We start from the raw sequence: 18,962 nt of genomic DNA, 5'->3' as shown, positions 1-18,962 counted from the left end.
CCGTCCCCTGACGACCAATTAAAAAGCACTCCCACTCAATCCCATTTCAGACTGAGTGAAAGTGCCTCATTGCTAAAGTCAATCTTTCAATGATCGAACCAGATCCAAATCAGGTGTCACATACACGGTTTGCTGTCCTTCATAAATGACAAACCCAGGCTTGGCTCCTTTTGGTTTTTTTACCTGTTTGACTTGAGTGAAATCAACAGGTACCGAGCTTGATTCCCGTGCTTTACTGAAGTAGGCAGCAATGTTAGCCGCTTCCTTGATCGTCTCGTCAGAAGGGTTCTGACTCTTGATTACTACGTGGGAGCCGGGAATATCCTTCGTGTGAAGCCAAATCTCTTCCCTGCCTGCGACTCTGTTCGTTAGATAGTCGTTTTGTTTATTGTTTTTTCCAACTAAGATTTGTGTGCCATCGCTTGATGTGTAGTTTTCCAGAACGGGCTTTACATTGGCTTTTTTCTTTTTCGTCTGCTTGCGGACCCTCAGGTAACCTTCTTCCTCGAGTTCCTCTCTGATTTCTTCTACATCTTTGGTAGATGCCGATTCTAATTGCTGAAGTAATTGCTCTAGATACTTAATCTCATCGTCGGCTTTTTCGATTTGCTCATGAACGATTTTCACTGCATTCTTTGCTTTTTGATAGCGAGAGAAATAGTTTTGGGCATTATCAGATGGAGACTTTTGTGGGTTGAGGGGGATGGTAATGCTTTCCCCGTTTTCATCGTAGTAATTTACAACGCTAACCTCAGTCATACCCCGTTCAACGGCATATAAATTCGATGTAAGTAGTTCACCCAGCAATTGATATCGATCAGCCTGTCGGGCATCCTCTAATGTTTGCTTTAATTTTTCAATTTTATTTACATTTTTATCACGTTCGTTTCGAATGAATCGTTCCAAATCGTTTCCTTGCTGCTTGACCCGGTCTCTTGCAGCCTTCTGATAGAAGAACCGGTCTAATAATGCACTTAACGAAGGAAAGGTTTGTTTCTCCCCTTGAAGATGTTCAAGATCCATCCAGTAAAACGTTTCTTTTTCTCCGCTAATGAGGGTAGGTGTTGAGTCATTCGATTTTGCATGTTGAATCAATTCTATGAATGATTCAGCAATGGTCGACTGGCTTCCGATTCCAGCCCGGTGTACAACTTCCTTCGCATAGAGAGGAGAAATTCCTGCAAAGGATTGAACGATCTGCTTATCTAGTTTGCCGGAATTAAAGTCCAGTGCTCTTAGGACATCATCACTTGTTGCTTCAAGAGGATTTCTTTTATCCTGTTGAGGGGGGAGAACATACGTATGTCCTGGTAAAACGGTACGATGGGTGTTCATACTTGGTGAAATATGCTTGATACTATCCAAAATCATATTACGTTCCTTATCAACTAAGATAATATTGCTGTGTCGTCCCATGATCTCAATAATCAATTGTTTATATGAAATATCACCGATTTCATTTCTTCCTTTCACTTCGAATATAATCATCCGGTCTAACTCAACTTGTTTGATTCCTTCCACAATGTACCCTTCCAGATGCTTACGTAAGAGCATACAGAACATAGGAGGAACAGAAGGATTCTCGTAGTTTTCGTTTGTTAATTGCACCCTGGAATAATTGGGGTGGGCAGATAATAGAACTTTGTGATTTTTTCCATTAGCCCGGATAATCATAATGATTTCATTTTTATAAGGTTGATGTATTTTATTAATCCGTCCGTGTAATACGTTTTCATTCAATTCTCGCGTCATGCTTCTCGTAAATAATCCATCAAATGACATATAAAACATCCTCTACTTTAAACGGTTTCAATCGTTTTTAATTCTATCCGACTTTGTCAACATCTCTGTGTATCAAATGTAATCGATTTTACCCCTCTAAACGATAAAATGCAAAACATACATAAATCATATCATTTTTTAGGACGAGTCTGAATAAGAATGCTATGAGAAGGGACAACTTTTCGTATCGTAGGAGGAGAGTGAAATGGTTGCATGAAATTTCATGAGATGAGACAAGAGGATATAGAGCAGTCATTGAATACCAATTATCAAGAAGGTCTTTCAACAGAAGATGTAGCTAAGAGACGGAACCAATATGGCTACAATCAATTAGAAGAAGCTGAGAAGCAATCGGCTTTGTTATTATTTTTCAGTCAATTTAAGGACTTTATGGTTCTTGTGTTATTGGCAGCCACACTCATTTCAGGGTTACTTGGAGAATACATCGATGCGATTGCAATCATTGCCATTGTATTAATCAACGGTTTTTTAGGTTTTTTTCAAGAGCGTAAAGCAGAAAGGTCCCTACAGGCTTTAAAGGAACTCTCAGCACCTCAGGTTTCAGTGTTAAGGGATGGAAAATGGGTGAAAATTGCTTCAAAAGAAGTCATCATTGGAGATATTATCCGCTTTGGAAGCGGGGATCGGATTGGGGCAGATGTACGCCTCATTGAAGCAAATAGCCTGGAAATAGAGGAATCTGCCTTAACGGGGGAATCTGTACCCGTTATTAAAGGAACGAGCCCTGTTAATGGCGAAAATATGAGTCTCGGAGATTTAGAGAACATGGCCTTTATGGGGACGTTGGTTACAAGGGGAAATGGAATTGGAGTTGTTACATCGATCGGAATGAAAACAGCGATGGGACAAATCGCTGATATGATTCAAAAAGCAGAAACGATGATAACCCCACTTCAAAGAAAGCTTGAGGAATTAGGGAAAATACTGATCACGGTTGCCCTCGTGTTAACGGCTTTAGTCGTAGGAATCGGTGTAATCCAAGGCCATGACATGTACACCATGTTCTTAGCGGGAGTTTCTTTGGCTGTAGCGGCTATTCCTGAAGGGTTACCGGCAATTGTAACCGTTGCCCTTTCCCTCGGTGTTCAGCGGATGATCAAGAAAAAAGCGATCGTTAGAAAGCTGCCGGCTGTTGAAACATTAGGCTGTGCATCGGTTATATGCTCAGATAAAACAGGAACTCTGACTCAAAATAAGATGACGGTCACACATCTCTGGAGTGGAGGCAGGACGTGGACGGTAACGGGGATCGGATACGAGCCGGACGGCCAATTCTACAACGGGGAACAAAGGGTGACACCTCACAATGAGAATGCCCTGCAACAATTATTAACTTTTGGGATGCTATGCAATCATGCAGAACTTGTTACACGTGAAGAAGGCTTTGTGGTTGATGGCGATCCCACAGAAGGGGCTCTACTTGTAGCGGGGTTGAAAGCTGGATTAAGCCGGGAGTCTTTGCAGAAAAAATTTACGGTTGTAAAAGAATTTCCCTTTGATTCTACTAGAAAGATGATGAGTATTATCGTAGTGGATCAAAATGGGAAACACTTTTCTGTAACGAAAGGTGCTCCGGATGTATTAGTCGCTAAAAGCGAGTCCTTCTTGTGGGAAGGAAGACTTCAATATAAAACAACTGAAATTTCCCAGAAGGTGGAAGAGGCTATCAGCGAGATGTCTTCCAATGCCCTGCGAAACATTGCGATTGCGTATAAACCGCTCAATGAAAGATCCATGGAAGGGATTACTGAACAAGAAATTGAAGAAGGAGTCACCTTCATTGGATTGCAAGGTATGATTGATCCTCCAAGACCTGAAGTGAAGCAGGCGGTCAAAGAATGTCGCGCAGCCGGTATCAAGACGGTCATGATTACAGGCGACCATATCTTAACCGCTAAAGCGATTGCTAAACAGCTCGGGATCTTAAAAAATAAGGATCGGGTTCTGGATGGAAAAGCGTTAAATCAAATGGAAGTACATGAATTAGAAGAGATTGTGGACGACGTATCGGTATTTGCACGTGTTTCTCCTGAGCATAAATTAAAAATAGTCAAAGCCCTGCAAAACAGGGGTCATGTTGTGGCGATGACCGGGGATGGAGTAAATGACGCTCCTGCTATAAAATCTTCCGATATTGGAGTGGCCATGGGGATAACGGGTACCGACGTTGCAAAGGAGTCCTCCTCACTGGTCCTGTTGGATGATAACTTTGCGACGATTAAATCGGCGATTCAGGAGGGTAGGAACATCTATGAAAATATCAGAAAGTTTATCCGGTACCTGCTGGCTTCGAATGTCGGTGAAATTCTCGTCATGCTATTTGCTATGATCCTGGCCCTTCCGCTTCCATTGGTGCCGATTCAGATTCTTTGGGTAAACCTTGTGACAGATGGGCTTCCTGCCATGGCGCTGGGTCTTGATAAGCCTGAAGATGATGTAATGAAGAGAAAGCCAAGGCATCCGAAAGAAGGGGTGTTTGCGCGGGGACTAGGTTGGAAAGTAGTGTCAAGGGGATTCTTAATCGGAGGAGTCACTTTACTTGCATTTATGTTGTCTTATAAGACTCACCCTGATCACTTGGCATATGCCCAAACGGTGGCCTTTGCTACATTGGTTATGGCACAGCTGATACATGTTTTCGACTGTCGAAGTGAAGTATCAGTATTTTCAAGAAATCCGTTTGGAAACATGTATCTGGTGTGGGCAGTGTTATCTTCACTTGTATTAATGCTTCTCGTAATCTACATCCCATCCTTGCAGCCTATCTTCCATACAGTACCAATCGCGATGAAAGACTGGTTCTTGATCATCGGATTAAGCTCCGTTCCAACGTTTTTGCTGGCAGGGTCATTTTTCGCAAGAAAAAAACAGTGAAATGTGGTATAATCCTAAAGGTAATAGAGAATCGCCTCTATTACCTTTTTTATATAGTGTGAATGCACGTATGAAATCATATGAAGTCAGTAGATCTACATACGAATACCGTCAAAAGATTGGATGTGATCGTAATGGTTGTCAGTATGACAGGCTTTGGAAGAAGCAAAGTAGACTCTGAACAACATACTGTAACGGTTGAAATGAAATCCGTTAATCACAGATTCAGTGAATGTTACATAAGAATGCCCCGCCAATTGATGAAACTTGAGGATAAAATTAAAAAACAAGTATCCCAGTCCGTTAAGAGGGGGAAAGTGGATATTTTCATCACAATAACCGGTGATGGCTTAGTACATAAAAATCTACATATTGACTGGAAGCTCATTCAAGATTATTATCAGTTAGTAAATAAAGTGAAAGAAACCTTCTCCTTAAAAGATGAAGTGCAATTAGCCCACCTCTTAAACAGAGAAGAATTTGTGTTGATTGAAGAATCGGAAGAAGAAAATGAAGAACTTGAGCATTTGGTGTTAAAAGCTGTAGAACAAGCGGCAATTGACCTTAGGTTAATGCGGGAAAAAGAAGGACAGCTTCTCAAGAAGGATTTTCTCTCCCATCTCAATCATTTAGAGAAAAAATTGGTTGAACTTACCAATCATGCTCCCCAAGTGGTCAATCAATACAGGGAACGATTAAGAAAAAGGATTCTTGAATACAATGAAACTTCCTTTGATGAAAGTCGTTTACTTACGGAAGTTGCCATTTTTGCTGATAAATCGGATATTACCGAGGAACTGACGAGATTGGAAAGTCACATTCAGTATTTTTATTCCACATTGACTGGTGAAGGGCCTGTAGGCAGGAAGCTTGATTTCATAATTCAGGAAATGAACCGGGAAGTGAACACAATTGGTTCGAAAGCAAATGATTCCTTTATCGCCACGATTGTCGTGGAACTGAAATCAACACTCGAGAAGCTAAGAGAACAAGTGCAAAATGTAGAATAAGAAGTTTAGTTTCCCGTCATTCCGGCGAAACTAAACTATTGATTAGGAGGAGCGTTATGTCGATCAAGCTCATCAATATAGGATTTGGAAATATCGTTTCAGCTAACCGGATCATCTCCATTGTCAGTCCCGAATCAGCACCGATCAAACGCTTGATTCAGGATGCAAGAGACCGGGGAACACTTGTTGATGCTACATACGGAAGAAGAACAAGAGCGGTTATTATTACGGATAGCGATCACGTTATTCTTTCAGCTGTTCAACCCGAAACCGTTGCTCATCGTTTAACGGATAAAGAGGATATAGTAGAAGAAGGGCAGGGTAAATAAATGAAAGAAAAAGGATTGCTGATCGTTCTATCCGGACCTTCAGGTGTCGGAAAAGGAACCGTTCGTAAAGCGATTTTTTCCCAAAAAGATACAAAATTTGAATATTCCATCTCCATGACCACTCGTAAACCCCGAGAAGGCGAAGTGGATGGTGTAGATTATTTCTTTAAAACAAGAGAAGAGTTTGAAGTGCTTATAGAGCAAGGAAAGCTCTTGGAGTATGCAGAGTTCGTTGGGAACTATTATGGCACTCCGGTTGATTATGTTCGAGAAACACTTGATGCAGGAAGAGATGTTTTTCTTGAAATTGAAGTACAAGGTGCACAGCAGGTCAGGGATAAATTCCCTGAAGGTTTATTTATCTTCCTGGCACCCCCTAGTCTTTCTGAACTTCAGAACCGCCTCGTAACAAGAGGGACTGAAACGGATGATTTGATCCAGGGCAGAATGAATACAGCAAGAAAAGAAATCGAAATGATGAATCTATATGATTACATTGTTGAAAATGATCAAATAGAAAATGCCGTAAACAAGATTAAATCCATTGTTCAGGCAGAACACTGTAAACGGGAACGAGTGCAACAACGATACTTAAATATGCTGGAGGTTGAATAAATGTTAAACCCATCCATTGATTCATTAATGAAAAAGATCGATTCTAAATATTCGTTAGTCAGTATCGCGGCTAAGAGAGCGAGAAACCTTCAAGACACCGGGGATTACCGTTTGAACCAATATGAGTCTCAAAAGTTTGTAGGAAAAGCTCTTGAAGAAATTCAGGCCGGTCAACTATCTATGAAAGAAAGAGACGCTAAAGCTGTTTATTCTGATGAATAAGCATCATCATGCTTAATGATAAACTCTAAGGGGGTTGACTCGAAAGATTTCATGATCTTTTCGAGACAACCCTATTTTCTTTTTCTATCAATATCCTTCATAATAAAGGAAGTATAAAGAGTAATGGGGGAAAGTAGAATGATCAAGGGGAAAAAAATACTGCTATGTGTATCTGGTGGAATTGCTGTATATAAAGCGGCTGCTTTAACGAGCAAGCTGGTCCAAAGCGGTGCGGAAGTGAAAGTCATCATGACTGATTCAGCTCGAAAATTTGTGGCTCCACTTACCTTCCAAGCATTATCCCGTCAAGATGTATACTGGGATACCTTTGATGAAAAGGATTCGGCAAAGATTGCTCATATAGACTTAGCTGACTGGGCGGATCTTGTACTCGTAGCACCAGCAACAGCCAACATCATCGGGAAGCTTGCGAACGGAATTGCAGATGACATGATATCAACAACCATTCTGGCAACGACCTCGAAAGTTTGGATTGCCCCTGCCATGAATGTACATATGTATGATCACCCGGCGGTGAAACGAAATATTAATACCCTTTTTGGCTTTGGCTACGAATTTGTCGAACCAAGTGAAGGGTATTTAGCTTGTGGATACGTTGGAAAAGGAAGATTAGAAGAACCTGAAAGAGTAGTGGAATTGATTGATCGCTATTTTTCAGATCATGATCGTGAAGGACTGCTTTTACAAGGCAAAAGAGTAGTGATTACAGCAGGCCCTACCAGAGAAATGGTTGATCCTGTAAGATTCTTCTCCAATCGGTCAACCGGGAAAATGGGCTATGCCCTTGCAGAAGCTGCCGTTTCCCTTGGGGCTCAGGTCGTATTGATTTCAGGACCTTCCCATTTACCGGTTCCCCGGGGTGTTGAATGGGTATCCGTCATGAGCGCTGAAGACATGTACAACGCGGTTCATGCAGCTTTCCCGACAGCGGATATCGTGGTGAAGAGCGCAGCGGTGGCTGATTATCGTCCGAGGGAAATATTTGAGGATAAGTTAAAGAAAAAAGATGGAAATCTAGTGATTGAATTCGAAAGAACGAAGGATATATTAAAAAGTCTTGGAGACATAAAGAATCATCAATATCTTATCGGATTTGCGGCAGAAACTACAAATGTTGAGGAGTATGCCAAGGCTAAACTTGAAAAGAAACGGGCAGATATGATCGTGGCAAATAATGTGAAAGAAACAGGGTCAGGCTTTGGTACCGATACAAACCGGGTGTCGATCGTTACAAAAGGCGGGGACGTTCGGGATTTGCCGTTATTATCAAAAGTCGATGTAGCCAAAGAAATCTATAAAGAAGCAGTCCGGCAAATAAAGAAGGGTACGCCACATGAACGTAGCTAGTGTAATCGTCGATGTCCCTGCCATGCAAACGGATCGCACCTACGATTATAGTATCCCGGATGAATGGAGAAGCAGTATCCTTCCCGGCATGAGGGTAGTTGTTCCGTTTGGACCAAGAAAAATTCAAGGTTTTGTGATTGAATTAAAGGAAAAAGGCGAAGTGTCGAAACTCAAACCGGTCATTGAGCCAATGGATCTTGTGCCGGTTCTCAATAACGAACTCCTTGCACTGGGGAACTGGCTGACAGAGAAGACCCTTTGTTTTAAAATCTCTGCTTTTCAATCCATGCTGCCTGCAGCCATGAAGGCGAAATACGAAAAATTTTTTCAGCTCGAAGGAAACATGGGACCTGGCGGGCTCCATCACTCTTTGCAGCGCTTCTTTCAGCAGGGGAGAGAAGTTTCCTGGAAAGTGATTGAAGAAAGCGGGCTTTTACCTCTCATTCATAAAGAGGTTAAGAATGGTTCTGTTGAAGTGATATACAGGGTGAAAGCCAAGGGGAATAAGAAAACGGTGAGAAAACTTTATCTTAATATTCAAGACGATGATTTAGAAGAGGTAAAGAACAGCCTGCCCCCTCAAGCAAGTAAGCAAAAACAGATCATAGAGTACATGAGTGATTCTGCTCCGGGTGGGGACGGGATACTTGCTTCGACCCTCCTTGAAGAGATGGCGACCACCTCATCTACCGTTAAATCATTAGTCAATAAAGGTCTCCTGATTGAGAAAAACGTTGAAATGTATCGTGACCCTTTTGAAAACAGAACATTTGAGAAGACCTCACCCCTGACGTTGACGTCCCAACAGGACCAAGCGATTCGTCCTATACTGAACACCATCGATCAACATAAACATCATACATTCCTTCTTTACGGTGTAACAGGGAGTGGTAAAACAGAAATTTACCTGCAATCCATTCAACGGGTCTTACAAGAAGGGAAGGAAGCGATTGTATTGGTTCCTGAAATATCGCTTACCCCCCAAATGGTCCACCGTTTTAAGGGCCGTTTCGGAGATGATGTGGCTGTATTGCACAGTGGTTTGTCCGTTGGCGAAAAGTATGATGAGTGGAGAAAGATTCAGCGTAAGGAAGTAAAAGTGGTGGTTGGTGCCCGCTCAGCCGTTTTTGCTCCTTTTGAAAATATCGGCATAATCATTATTGATGAAGAACATGAGACGAGTTATAAGCAAGAGGAAAATCCCCGGTATCATGCTAAGGACGTCGCCATTTATCGAGGGGAATATCATCAGTGCCCTGTGATCTTAGGAAGTGCTACGCCTTCTTTGGAATCCTTTGCGCGAGCATCGAAAGGTGTATATGAGCTTCTCACTCTGGATAAACGTATGAATGACGGACCATTACCTTCCGTGGACATTGTGGATATGAGAGAGGAACTGAGGAAAGGGAACCGTTCCATGTTCTCAACAGAACTATTCGAGAAGCTTCAGGACCGGATGGCAAAAGGAGAGCAAACCGTTCTCTTCCTGAATAGACGGGGACATTCTTCATTCATCATGTGCAGGGATTGCGGCTTTGTCCTTCAGTGTCCAAACTGCGACATATCCTTGACCTATCATCGTTTTTCAAATGGAATGAAATGTCACTATTGCGGTTACGAAGAGGGAGTTCCAAGTACTTGTCCTGAATGTACGAGTGAGCATATTCGTTATTTTGGAACCGGAACTCAAAAGGTAGAGGAGGAATTGACAAAACTCATACCAGATGCTCGTATCATTCGTATGGATGTAGATACAACATCTCGAAAAGGCTCCCATGAAAAACTTTTGACAGCCTTTGGAGAAGGTAAGGCGGATATCCTGCTTGGTACTCAAATGATTGCGAAGGGTCTCGATTTTCCCAATATCACTCTTGTGGGGGTCCTCAGTGCGGATACCATGCTCCATCTGCCTGATTTCAGAGCAGCAGAAAAGACGTTTCAATTACTGACTCAAGTAAGCGGACGAGCCGGCAGGCACACGCTGCCCGGAGAAGTAGTGATCCAAACGTATACACCTGAGCATTATTCAATCGAGTTAGCATCAAATCACGATTACAATCGTTTTTATCAGCAGGAAATGATGATGAGGAAAATGGGATCCTACCCTCCTTTTTATTACATCACTCTAATCACATTAAGTCATGAAGATTTAATGAAAGTAGTGGACATTGCAGAGAAGATGACGAACTATATTCGGTCAAAGCTATCCGGCACAACGATTATTCTTGGCCCCGTTGCGTCACCGATCCCCAGGATAAAGAATAGATATCGCTATCAATGTTTGATAAAATACAAGCGGGAACCAAATCTTGGCACTACATTAAAGACAGTATTAGATCAATACCAGCAGCAATATGCATCACAAGGGTTATCAATCTCGATTGATGTGAACCCTTATATGATGATGTAACGCTATTTATACGGAAAAATGGAGGAGACTTATGGCAATACTTCCAATTGTAATGCATCCTGATCCAATCTTAGAAAAAGATTGTGAGAAGGTAACGGCATTTGATAAGAAATTAAAAAAATTACTGGCAAATATGTATGATACTATGCTTGAAGCGGACGGTGTCGGCCTTGCAGCTCCTCAAGTAGGAGTCGACCTTCAGGTAGCAGTGGTCGATATCGGGGATGACAGTGGAACAATTGAGCTTATTAATCCGGAAATCATCGAGGCGGAAGGCTCTCAAACAGACCTCGAAGGATGCTTAAGCTTCCCCGGCTTATATGGCGAAGTGACCCGTCCTTATACCATCAAGGTCAGAACGCATGACAGAAAAGGAAGATTGATTGAATTTCAAGCTGAGGATTTTTTAGCCAGAGCGATCCAACATGAAATCGATCATCTTCATGGTATCCTATTTACCTCAAAGGTAGAAAAATACGTTACAGAAGAAGAATTAGAAGGGTATGAAGCTTAATGACGAAAGTGATTTTTATGGGAACACCCGATTTTTCAGTTCCTGTTCTTCAATCTCTATTAGATGAAAACTATGATGTTATTGCGGTTGTGACACAGCCTGATCGCCCGGTGGGAAGAAAAAGGATCCTCACGCCTCCACCTGTAAAAATAGCAGCTGAAAAACACGGGATCCCAGTATACCAGCCAGAGAAAATAAAGGATGAAGATGAGTTAAGCAAAGTGCTTGTATTGAAGCCTGATCTTATAGTGACAGCCGCTTTTGGGCAAATTCTTCCTAACGCATTACTGGAAGCTCCGCCCTACGGATGTATCAATGTTCATGCCTCTTTACTTCCTGAACTTAGAGGTGGGGCACCCATTCATTATTCCATTCTCCAAGGAAAAGAGAAAACTGGCATTACCATCATGTATATGGTCGAAAAGCTTGATGCTGGGGACATAATTAGTCAAGTGGAAGTAGATATAAATGAGCGGGATCATGTCGGAACGCTTCACGATAAACTAAGTATTGCAGGTGCAGCATTACTGATTGAAACGATACCCAAATTATTAGCAGGGGACATTACCCCGGTCAAGCAAGATGATTCAAAAGCCACCTTCGCACGAAACATAAAGAGGGAACAAGAAAAAATAGACTGGAAGAGAAGTGGAGAAGAAATCTATAACCATATTAGAGGACTTCACCCTTGGCCGGTTGCGTACACCACTTTAGAAAATTCTGTGATGAAAATCTGGTGGGGGGAAAAAGTCGAAGGACGATCCTCTGCACCTGGTGAAATCCTGAGAATCGAAGAAGATGGGTTCGTTGTTTCCACAGGCAATTCAGTAGGAATTAAAATAACCGATTTACAGCCTTCCGGTAAAAAGAGAATGAGTGCAAAGGATTACCTGCGTGGGGCAGGCTCTCACCTAAATGCAGGAATGATGTTAGGAGAAAATAATGAGTAAACGAAATAAAACCGTTCGTGAAGCAGCGCTTGATGTCATTGAAGCGGTAGAAAAAAATCAATCGTATAGTAATTTATTACTTAATCATGTGATTGAAAAAAATCAGCTGCCAAGTAAAGACATTGGATTATTAACGGAGCTGACGTATGGAACCATTCAACGAAAAATGACGTTGGATTTCTATTTAGCCCCGTTTATTAAGGGGAAGCTGGATGAATGGGTTCGGCAACTTTTACGTTTATCCCTCTATCAGCTTGTGTACTTAGATCGAATTCCTGACCGTGCTGTTTTCTTTGAAGCGGTAGAAATCGCCAAAAAGAGAGGGCATAAAGGCATTTCAGGATTAGTGAATGGGGTCTTGCGTTCTGTTCAGAGAAAAGGGCTTCCTTCCCTAGACAGTATTAAAGATCCGATCGAGCGGGTGGCCATCGAGACGAGTCATCCTTATTGGCTGGTGAAGAGATGGGAAGAACAATTTGGTTTGGAGAAAACGAAAGAGATGTGTGAAACCAATTTAATCGCACCTAAACAATCGGCACGTGTCAACACGACCAGAATCAATAGGGAAGAACTGGTTAAACGTTTAACGGATGAGGGCAATGAAGTGAAAGAAAGCACGATTGTCCCTGAAGCTATTCAGTCACTTCGGGGTAATCTTGCTAAATCAGAAGCTTATCGTGACGGACATTGTACAATCCAGGATGAAAGTTCCATGCTTGTCTCCTATGCTTTAAAGCTTGAGCAGGGGATGAAAGTGTTGGATGCATGCGCAGCACCTGGGGGGAAAACGACCCACATAGCCGAAAAACTTTCAGGTACGGGTGAAGTTCATGCATTGGACTTACACAAGCATAAGGTGAAATTAATCGACGAAAATGCGACCCGACTTGGATTGAATAATGTGAAGTCGACAACCCTGGATAGTCGGAATGCAGGAGAGAAGTTTGAAAAAGAGAGCTTCGATCGCATTCTGGTCGATGCTCCATGCTCTGGATTAGGTGTATTAAGAAGGAAACCGGATATTAAATATGCTAAAAAAGAATCCGATCTTCTTTCGCTACAGAAGATTCAGCTGGACATCTTATCAGCTGTTGCACCACTGTTAAAAAAAGATGGACTTTTAGTTTATAGCACATGTACTGTAGACCAAAATGAGAATGAAGGTACCATCTCGGCTTTCTTAAGTGATCATCCTGAATTTGAACCACATGCTTTAGATGGTCTTCCGGATTCCATTACACCTTTTATTAGTGAGGATAAATTACAAATTTTCCCTCAGGACTTTGGTGGAGACGGGTTCTTTATTTCGTGTTTTATAAAAAAATGAGTCGAAACTAATCAAATGTCGAAAGAAAAGCAGGAAAATTCACCAGAAAAGTCGTAAAAGTACAACAGCCCTTAATGAATCTTTGGTTATCTATTACTTTGTAATCATATGTTTGTTTCATCAAAAGTGATCAGCCCGAAAATATTCGATCTTTTCATTATCAATTTTCTTCAGCCCATTCAGAATGAATGAAAAGCTGATCGTATTTAACGAAGATAATCAAAGTCCTTTCATTTTTTGAACTAAAGATGCACCCAACTATGAGTATAAGGTGCTACTTGATCAGGTGCAGAAGAAGAGACGAGGTGACCTAAGTGAAAACTGTTTATTTTACGGACAAAGGGAAAGTGCGTCAACTTAATGAAGATAGTGCCGGCGTATTTGTGAATCATCATGGCGATCATTTAGCTGTTGTAGCAGATGGAATGGGGGGCCACCGGGCAGGAGATGTTGCCAGTGGGCTCACCATTTCGATCTTAAAGGACTTATGGGAGAAAACCGAGAAATTTCACACCGCTGATGAGGCCGAAAATTGGTTAAAAACAACTATTAACGAAGTAAATAAAGAGGTTTATACTTATTCTCAGTCCAATTCGGAGTGTGAGGGGATGGGGACGACTCTCGTCGGAGCCATTTGCACTTCCTTATTTGCGACCATTGTCAATATTGGTGACAGCAGAGGATATATTCTGAACGAAAATGGTTTTCATCAGTTAACAGAAGACCATACATTAGTGAATGAATTAGTCAGAAGCGGTGAAATTTCGAAAGAAGATGCAGAGCATCATCCGAGAAAGAATGTAATACTTAGAGCGATAGGTACGGAAGCTTCAATTACGATGGATATCAAAACGATAATGTTTGAAGAAGAAGACGTTATTTTACTATGTTCAGACGGTCTTTCTAACAAAGTCTCCCAAAAAGAAATGAAAGAGATATTGGTTCAGGACCACTCCCTTGAGAATAAAGGAGAGTCGCTTGTTCATTTAGCCAATGAATATGGCGGTGAAGATAATATTACCGTAGTAATTGTTGAGTTTGCCGCTGAAACGGAAAGCGGGTGATAACATGATGGAAGGAAAGCGCATCAGTGGGCGTTACAGAATCATTAAATTAATCGGCGGCGGAGGAATGGCCAACGTTTATTTAGCTCACGATGTGATTTTGGATCGTGAAGTGGCTATTAAAATGCTCCGGATCGATTTTGCCAATGAAGAGGAATTCATTAAACGATTCCAACGAGAAGCTCAATCTGCTACAAGCTTGGCTCACCCGAATATTGTGAGCATATACGATGTAGGAGAAGAAGACGATCTATATTATATTGTCATGGAATATGTCCATGGCATGACCTTAAAGCAATACATACAGCAGCATTCACCTGTTCATGTGGACAAAGCGATCGATATTATGAAGCAATTAACTCTGGCTATGTCTCATGCTCATCAGAATCATATTGTACACCGTGATATAAAACCACATAATATCCTTCTTGATGAAGAAGGGAATGTGAAGATAACGGATTTCGGGATCGCGATGGCTCTTAGTGCCACTTCGATCACCCAGACCAATTCAGTCCTAGGGTCGGTCCATTACCTTTCCCCTGAACAGGCGAGGGGCGGCATGGCTACGAAGAAATCAGATATCTACTCACTTGGAATCGTCATGTTCGAGTTGTTAACGGGCAGACTGCCTTTCTCTGGGGAATCAGCGGTTTCGATTGCATTGAAACACTTGCAATCAGAAACTCCTTCTCTAAGAAGATGGAATCCGGATATTCCACAGAGTGTTGAGAATATCGTATTAAAGGCAACGGCTAAAGATCCATTCAGACGGTTTGAAAGCCTTGAGGATATGGACGAGGCATTGACCTCAGCCTTGGATCCGGACAGGATGAATGAACCAAAATTTGCCGTTCCACTTGATGACGAAGCAACAAAAGCGATACCTGTCATTACCGATCAGAAGGCGTATTCGAATCTTGATGATACGATTGTTCACCATCAAGCGGACACAGACAAACTTCAAACGAAGCCGACTCCTCCCGTTCAAGAGGGAAAAAAGAATGGAAATAAGAAAAATAAGAAAAATAAGAAGGAAGTCCCTAAGAAAAAGAGTAAAAAGAAGTGGCCGATTCTTATTATTAGTTTATTCTTTTTGTTGATACTTTTAGGGGTTGCTGCTGTTACTTTTGTTCCTGAGCTGCTTGGACCAAAGGAAATCCAGGTACCGGATGTGGTTGAAAAAGATCAGACTGAAGCCATTTCCACCATCGTTTCAGAGGGATTTGTCGTCGGAGAAACAAAAAAACAATCCCATGAATCAATTCCTGAAGGTTTTGTCATCAAAACAAACCCAAAAGCAGGACGAATGGCTAATGAAGGATCTGCCATCGATATTTATGTTAGTACAGGAAAAGAAAAAGTGGCAGTCGAGGACTACGCCGGAAAGAGTTTTGAAGAAGTATCATCTGAACTCGAAGAAAAAGGATTCACGGTAGAGAAAGAAGAAGAGTTCGATGAAGGGGAACCTGCCGGAACCATCCTCGACCAGGATCCGTCACCTGGAGTAGAGGTCGTGGCTGAGGAAACTACTATTACCCTTACGGTGAGTAAGGGAATTGAGAAGTTTGATTTAGAAAACTTGGAAGGTTTTGATCAAACTGCACTTGATAAATATGAAGCCTCGAATGGGATAAATATCATTGTACAGGGTGAAAAGTTCTCGGATGAAGTTGAAGAAGGCAGGGTAATTTCTCATAAGCCGGTTGCGAGTACTCCTATTAGTAAAGGTGAGGATGTTTACGTTATCATGTCTAAAGGTCCTGAGCCACCGAAGGAAGTACCGACAAAGGAATTTACTGAGGAAGTGTTCATTCCTTATACCAAGGATAATGGAGAACCTCAAGTAGTGGATATTTATATTAAAGATAAGAACAGGAAGATTGAAGATAGTGACGAACTCATGAGTATTTACGAGGATACAACCATTACAATGAAGTTCACATTGGAAGAAGGAACTGTAGGGGAGTATCTCATTCTCGTTGATGAAAAAGAGTATAAAACAGGTACTGTCGAGTAATCCTAAAGAATAAATGAAAATTGCCAAAGGGCTGTACCCGGGTTTTTAATGAACCTGACGGGACAGTCCTCTTGTTTTCATTTATAATGGTAGTGATACATAATGGAAATGACTAAAATATTTATATAAATGCTTTTGAATAGGAGGTTTCGAATGCCTGAAGGAAAAATCGTTAAAGCATTAAGTGGGTTTTACTATGTGCTTTCAGAAGGAAGCGTTACACAATGCCGGGGAAGAGGCAATTTCCGTAAAAATAAAATAACCCCACTGGTGGGGGATTATGTTGAATTTCAAGCTGAGAATAAAACGGATGGGTACATCCTGAAGGTCTTTGATCGTAAGAATGAGTTAGTGCGACCCCCAATCGCGAATGTCGATCAGGCGATACTGGTATTCTCTGCAAGCGAACCGGATTTCAGCCCGGCATTACTTGACCGGTTTCTTGTGTTAGTGGAGAGTAAAGAAATAGAGCCGCTTATTTGTGTTACCAAGATGGACTTGCTTACATCTGATCAAACAACCAAGATCGAACGATATGTGAATGATTACCGGTCATTTGGTTATGAAGTCCTGATGACGTCTTCTAAAACCGAGCATGGTGTAGAGGAATTAACTCCCTATTTACGTGATAAAATTTCTGTCTTTGCCGGCCAGTCCGGAGTTGGGAAATCATCCTTGCTTAATGCCTTGAAGCCTGAACTTGAATTAAAGACGGCTATGATTTCCTCCCATTTGGGCCGGGGAAAACATACGACTCGTCACGTGGAACTGATTGATATTGAGGATGGTTTAGTAGCGGATACCCCAGGTTTTAGTTCACTGGAGTTTTCAGAGCTTGAAACAGAAGAGCTGCCACAATGCTTCCCAGAAATGGTTGAAGTATCAGACGACTGTAAATTCAGGGGCTGCCTTCATATCAATGAACCGAAATGTGCCGTTAAAGCTTCCGTCGATGCAGGAGAAATCCCTGCATACCGCTACGAGCACTACTTAACATTCCATAAGGAAATAAAGGAAAGAAAGCCGAGGTACTAATTATGAAAATCGCACCTTCCATTCTGTCTGCAAATTTTGCAGAGTTAGGGAACGAAATTAAAGATGTGGAAAAAGGGGGGGCCGACTATATCCATGTGGATGTGATGGATGGTCACTTCGTCCCGAATATCACACTGGGGCCAATGATCGTGGAGGCGATTCGCCCGTTAACAACGTTACCACTGGACGTACATCTTATGATTGAAAATCCTAGTCAATATATCACAGCTTTTGCAGATGCGGGAGCTGACTATATTACCGTCCATGTAGAAGCTGATCTCCATTTGCATAGAACGATTCAGATGATCAAAAGCAAAGGTGTAAAAGCGGGAGTCGTCCTGAATCCTGCAACACCGGCAGAAATGATCAAACCTGTTTTGCAAGATGTCGATATGGTTCTGCTTATGACCGTGAACCCAGGATTCGGTGGACAATCTTTCATCCCATCGGTCGTGCCAAAAATCAAACAGATTCGTGATTGGGCAAATGAAATCAATCCTACTCTTGAAATCGAGGTGGACGGGGGCATTAACCCTGAAACGGCAGCTATTTGTGCTGAAGCAGGAGCAGATGTATTTGTAGCAGGTTCTGCCATCTATAATCAGATAGATCGTGGGGCAGCAATCGAAGAATTAAAGAAATCTCTTTCGTAAAAGATGACAGGCTGATCCTATAGGGTCAGTCTATTTTTATAATATGGGAGTGAAGAGTATGGAAATCAATATCGTTGCTGGTGGACCCAAAAGATATATCCCTGAATTGAACACATATTGTGGTGAAGGAGTGAACTGGATTGGCGTGGACCGGGGCGTATACACGTTATTGGAACAAAGTATCGAACCTCATATCGCATTTGGGGATTTTGATTCAGTGAACGAAGAAGAGTGGGAGTTGATTCAAGAGAAAGTCCAAGAAGTCAATCGTTATCGGCCGGAAAAGGACGAGACGGATCTGGAGCTTGCCCTGAACTGGGCGATTGCTCAACATCCTGACCGAATAACTATTTTTGGTGCCACAGGTGGGCGACTTGATCATTTCATGGGTAACCTGCAACTATTAATGTCACAGAGTCTTTTAAGTAAGGACATTAAAGTGGAAATCATAGACGTTCAAAACCGATTATACCTAGTCAAATCTGGAGAGCACTCCGTCGAACAAAGGCACGAATTACAGTACATATCCTTCGTTCCCGTAACCGAAAATGTGGAAGGTATCACCCTCACCGGCTTTAAATATCCATTAAAAAATCGGAATATTTCAAGAGGATCCACACTATGTATTAGTAATGAACTTATACAATCATCTGGTACTTTTTCCTTTTCAAATGGCATATTAATGGTGATAAGAAGCAGTGATTAAAGCTTCTAAAAACCAGGCAGAAAAGAAGACGTACTTAACTGAAACTGCTTGAATAAACTAACTGT

The 18,962-nt window shown here is 41.8% G+C and carries 16 protein-coding genes; 15 read left to right on the top strand and 1 reads right to left on the bottom strand.

The annotated features are described in order from the left end of the window. Positions 1 to 78: 78 nt before the first annotated feature. Positions 79 to 1,782, bottom strand: a complete 1,704-nt coding sequence (locus TV75_RS04485; protein WP_044337449.1) for an Rqc2 family fibronectin-binding protein — start codon at positions 1,780 to 1,782, stop codon at positions 79 to 81. Positions 1,783 to 1,995: 213 nt separating this feature from the next. Here TV75_RS04485 and TV75_RS04480 point away from each other — a divergent pair, with 213 nt between their 5' ends. The 15 genes from TV75_RS04480 (at position 1,996) to TV75_RS04410 (ending at position 18,897) form a co-directional block, all read left to right on the top strand. Then, the gene (locus TV75_RS04480) at positions 1,996 to 4,677 is read left to right on the top strand and encodes a cation-translocating P-type ATPase (RefSeq protein WP_044337448.1); all 2,682 of its coding nucleotides are present in this window, start codon (positions 1,996 to 1,998) and stop codon (positions 4,675 to 4,677) included. 134 nt (positions 4,678 to 4,811) lie between these two features. Then, positions 4,812 to 5,687 (top strand): YicC/YloC family endoribonuclease, encoded by an 876-nt coding sequence (locus TV75_RS04475; RefSeq protein WP_044337447.1) that lies wholly within the window; start codon positions 4,812 to 4,814, stop codon positions 5,685 to 5,687. A gap of 56 nt (positions 5,688 to 5,743) precedes the next feature. After that, complete coding sequence (gene remA / locus TV75_RS04470; RefSeq protein WP_044337446.1) at positions 5,744 to 6,016, top strand: extracellular matrix/biofilm regulator RemA; 273 nt, start codon at positions 5,744 to 5,746, stop codon at positions 6,014 to 6,016. Continuing rightward, entirely contained in the window at positions 6,017 to 6,631 is a 615-nt protein-coding gene (gmk, locus tag TV75_RS04465; RefSeq protein WP_044337445.1) for a guanylate kinase, read from the top strand. Beyond that, on the top strand, positions 6,632 to 6,853 hold the full coding sequence (rpoZ, locus tag TV75_RS04460; RefSeq protein WP_044337444.1) for a DNA-directed RNA polymerase subunit omega: 222 nt from the start codon (positions 6,632 to 6,634) through the stop codon (positions 6,851 to 6,853). A 138-nt stretch (positions 6,854 to 6,991) separates the two neighbouring features. Next, positions 6,992 to 8,221, top strand: coding sequence for a bifunctional phosphopantothenoylcysteine decarboxylase/phosphopantothenate--cysteine ligase CoaBC (gene coaBC / locus TV75_RS04455; protein ID WP_044337443.1), 1,230 nt, complete (start codon positions 6,992 to 6,994; stop codon positions 8,219 to 8,221). Further along, a complete protein-coding gene (gene priA, locus TV75_RS04450) occupies positions 8,208 to 10,631 on the top strand; it encodes a primosomal protein N' (RefSeq protein ID WP_044337442.1) in 2,424 nt (807 codons plus the stop codon). Before coaBC ends, priA begins: the two co-directional genes overlap by 14 nt. A gap of 31 nt (positions 10,632 to 10,662) precedes the next feature. Further along, positions 10,663 to 11,145 carry a peptide deformylase gene (def, locus tag TV75_RS04445; protein ID WP_044337441.1) on the top strand — a complete coding sequence of 161 codons (483 nt, stop codon included), beginning with the start codon at positions 10,663 to 10,665 and terminating at the stop codon, positions 11,143 to 11,145. Continuing rightward, positions 11,145 to 12,095 carry a methionyl-tRNA formyltransferase gene (gene fmt, locus TV75_RS04440; RefSeq protein ID WP_044337440.1) on the top strand — a complete coding sequence of 317 codons (951 nt, stop codon included), beginning with the start codon at positions 11,145 to 11,147 and terminating at the stop codon, positions 12,093 to 12,095. The genes def and fmt overlap by 1 nt, the downstream gene beginning before the upstream one ends. Next, positions 12,088 to 13,422 (top strand): 16S rRNA (cytosine(967)-C(5))-methyltransferase RsmB, encoded by a 1,335-nt coding sequence (rsmB, locus tag TV75_RS04435; RefSeq protein ID WP_044337439.1) that lies wholly within the window; start codon positions 12,088 to 12,090, stop codon positions 13,420 to 13,422. The genes fmt and rsmB overlap by 8 nt, the downstream gene beginning before the upstream one ends. 314 nt (positions 13,423 to 13,736) lie before the next feature. Next, positions 13,737 to 14,486 carry a Stp1/IreP family PP2C-type Ser/Thr phosphatase gene (locus TV75_RS04430; protein WP_044337438.1) on the top strand — a complete coding sequence of 250 codons (750 nt, stop codon included), beginning with the start codon at positions 13,737 to 13,739 and terminating at the stop codon, positions 14,484 to 14,486. A 4-nt stretch (positions 14,487 to 14,490) separates the two neighbouring features. Next, positions 14,491 to 16,503 (top strand): Stk1 family PASTA domain-containing Ser/Thr kinase, encoded by a 2,013-nt coding sequence (gene pknB / locus TV75_RS04425; RefSeq protein ID WP_044337437.1) that lies wholly within the window; start codon positions 14,491 to 14,493, stop codon positions 16,501 to 16,503. 153 nt (positions 16,504 to 16,656) lie between these two features. Continuing rightward, positions 16,657 to 17,538, top strand: a complete 882-nt coding sequence (rsgA, locus tag TV75_RS04420) for a ribosome small subunit-dependent GTPase A (RefSeq protein ID WP_044337436.1) — start codon at positions 16,657 to 16,659, stop codon at positions 17,536 to 17,538. Next, positions 17,538 to 18,191, top strand: a complete 654-nt coding sequence (gene rpe, locus TV75_RS04415) for a ribulose-phosphate 3-epimerase (RefSeq protein WP_044337435.1) — start codon at positions 17,538 to 17,540, stop codon at positions 18,189 to 18,191. The genes rsgA and rpe overlap by 1 nt, the downstream gene beginning before the upstream one ends. A gap of 58 nt (positions 18,192 to 18,249) precedes the next feature. Continuing rightward, on the top strand, positions 18,250 to 18,897 hold the full coding sequence (locus tag TV75_RS04410) for a thiamine diphosphokinase (RefSeq protein WP_044337434.1): 648 nt from the start codon (positions 18,250 to 18,252) through the stop codon (positions 18,895 to 18,897). Positions 18,898 to 18,962: the final 65 nt, after the last annotated feature.

The sequence above is a fragment of the Rossellomorea aquimaris genome, assembly GCF_000935355.1.
Taxonomy (GTDB): Bacteria; Bacillota; Bacilli; order Bacillales; family Bacillaceae_B; genus Rossellomorea; species Rossellomorea aquimaris_B.
This window is presented reverse-complemented; position numbering and strand designations above follow the sequence as displayed.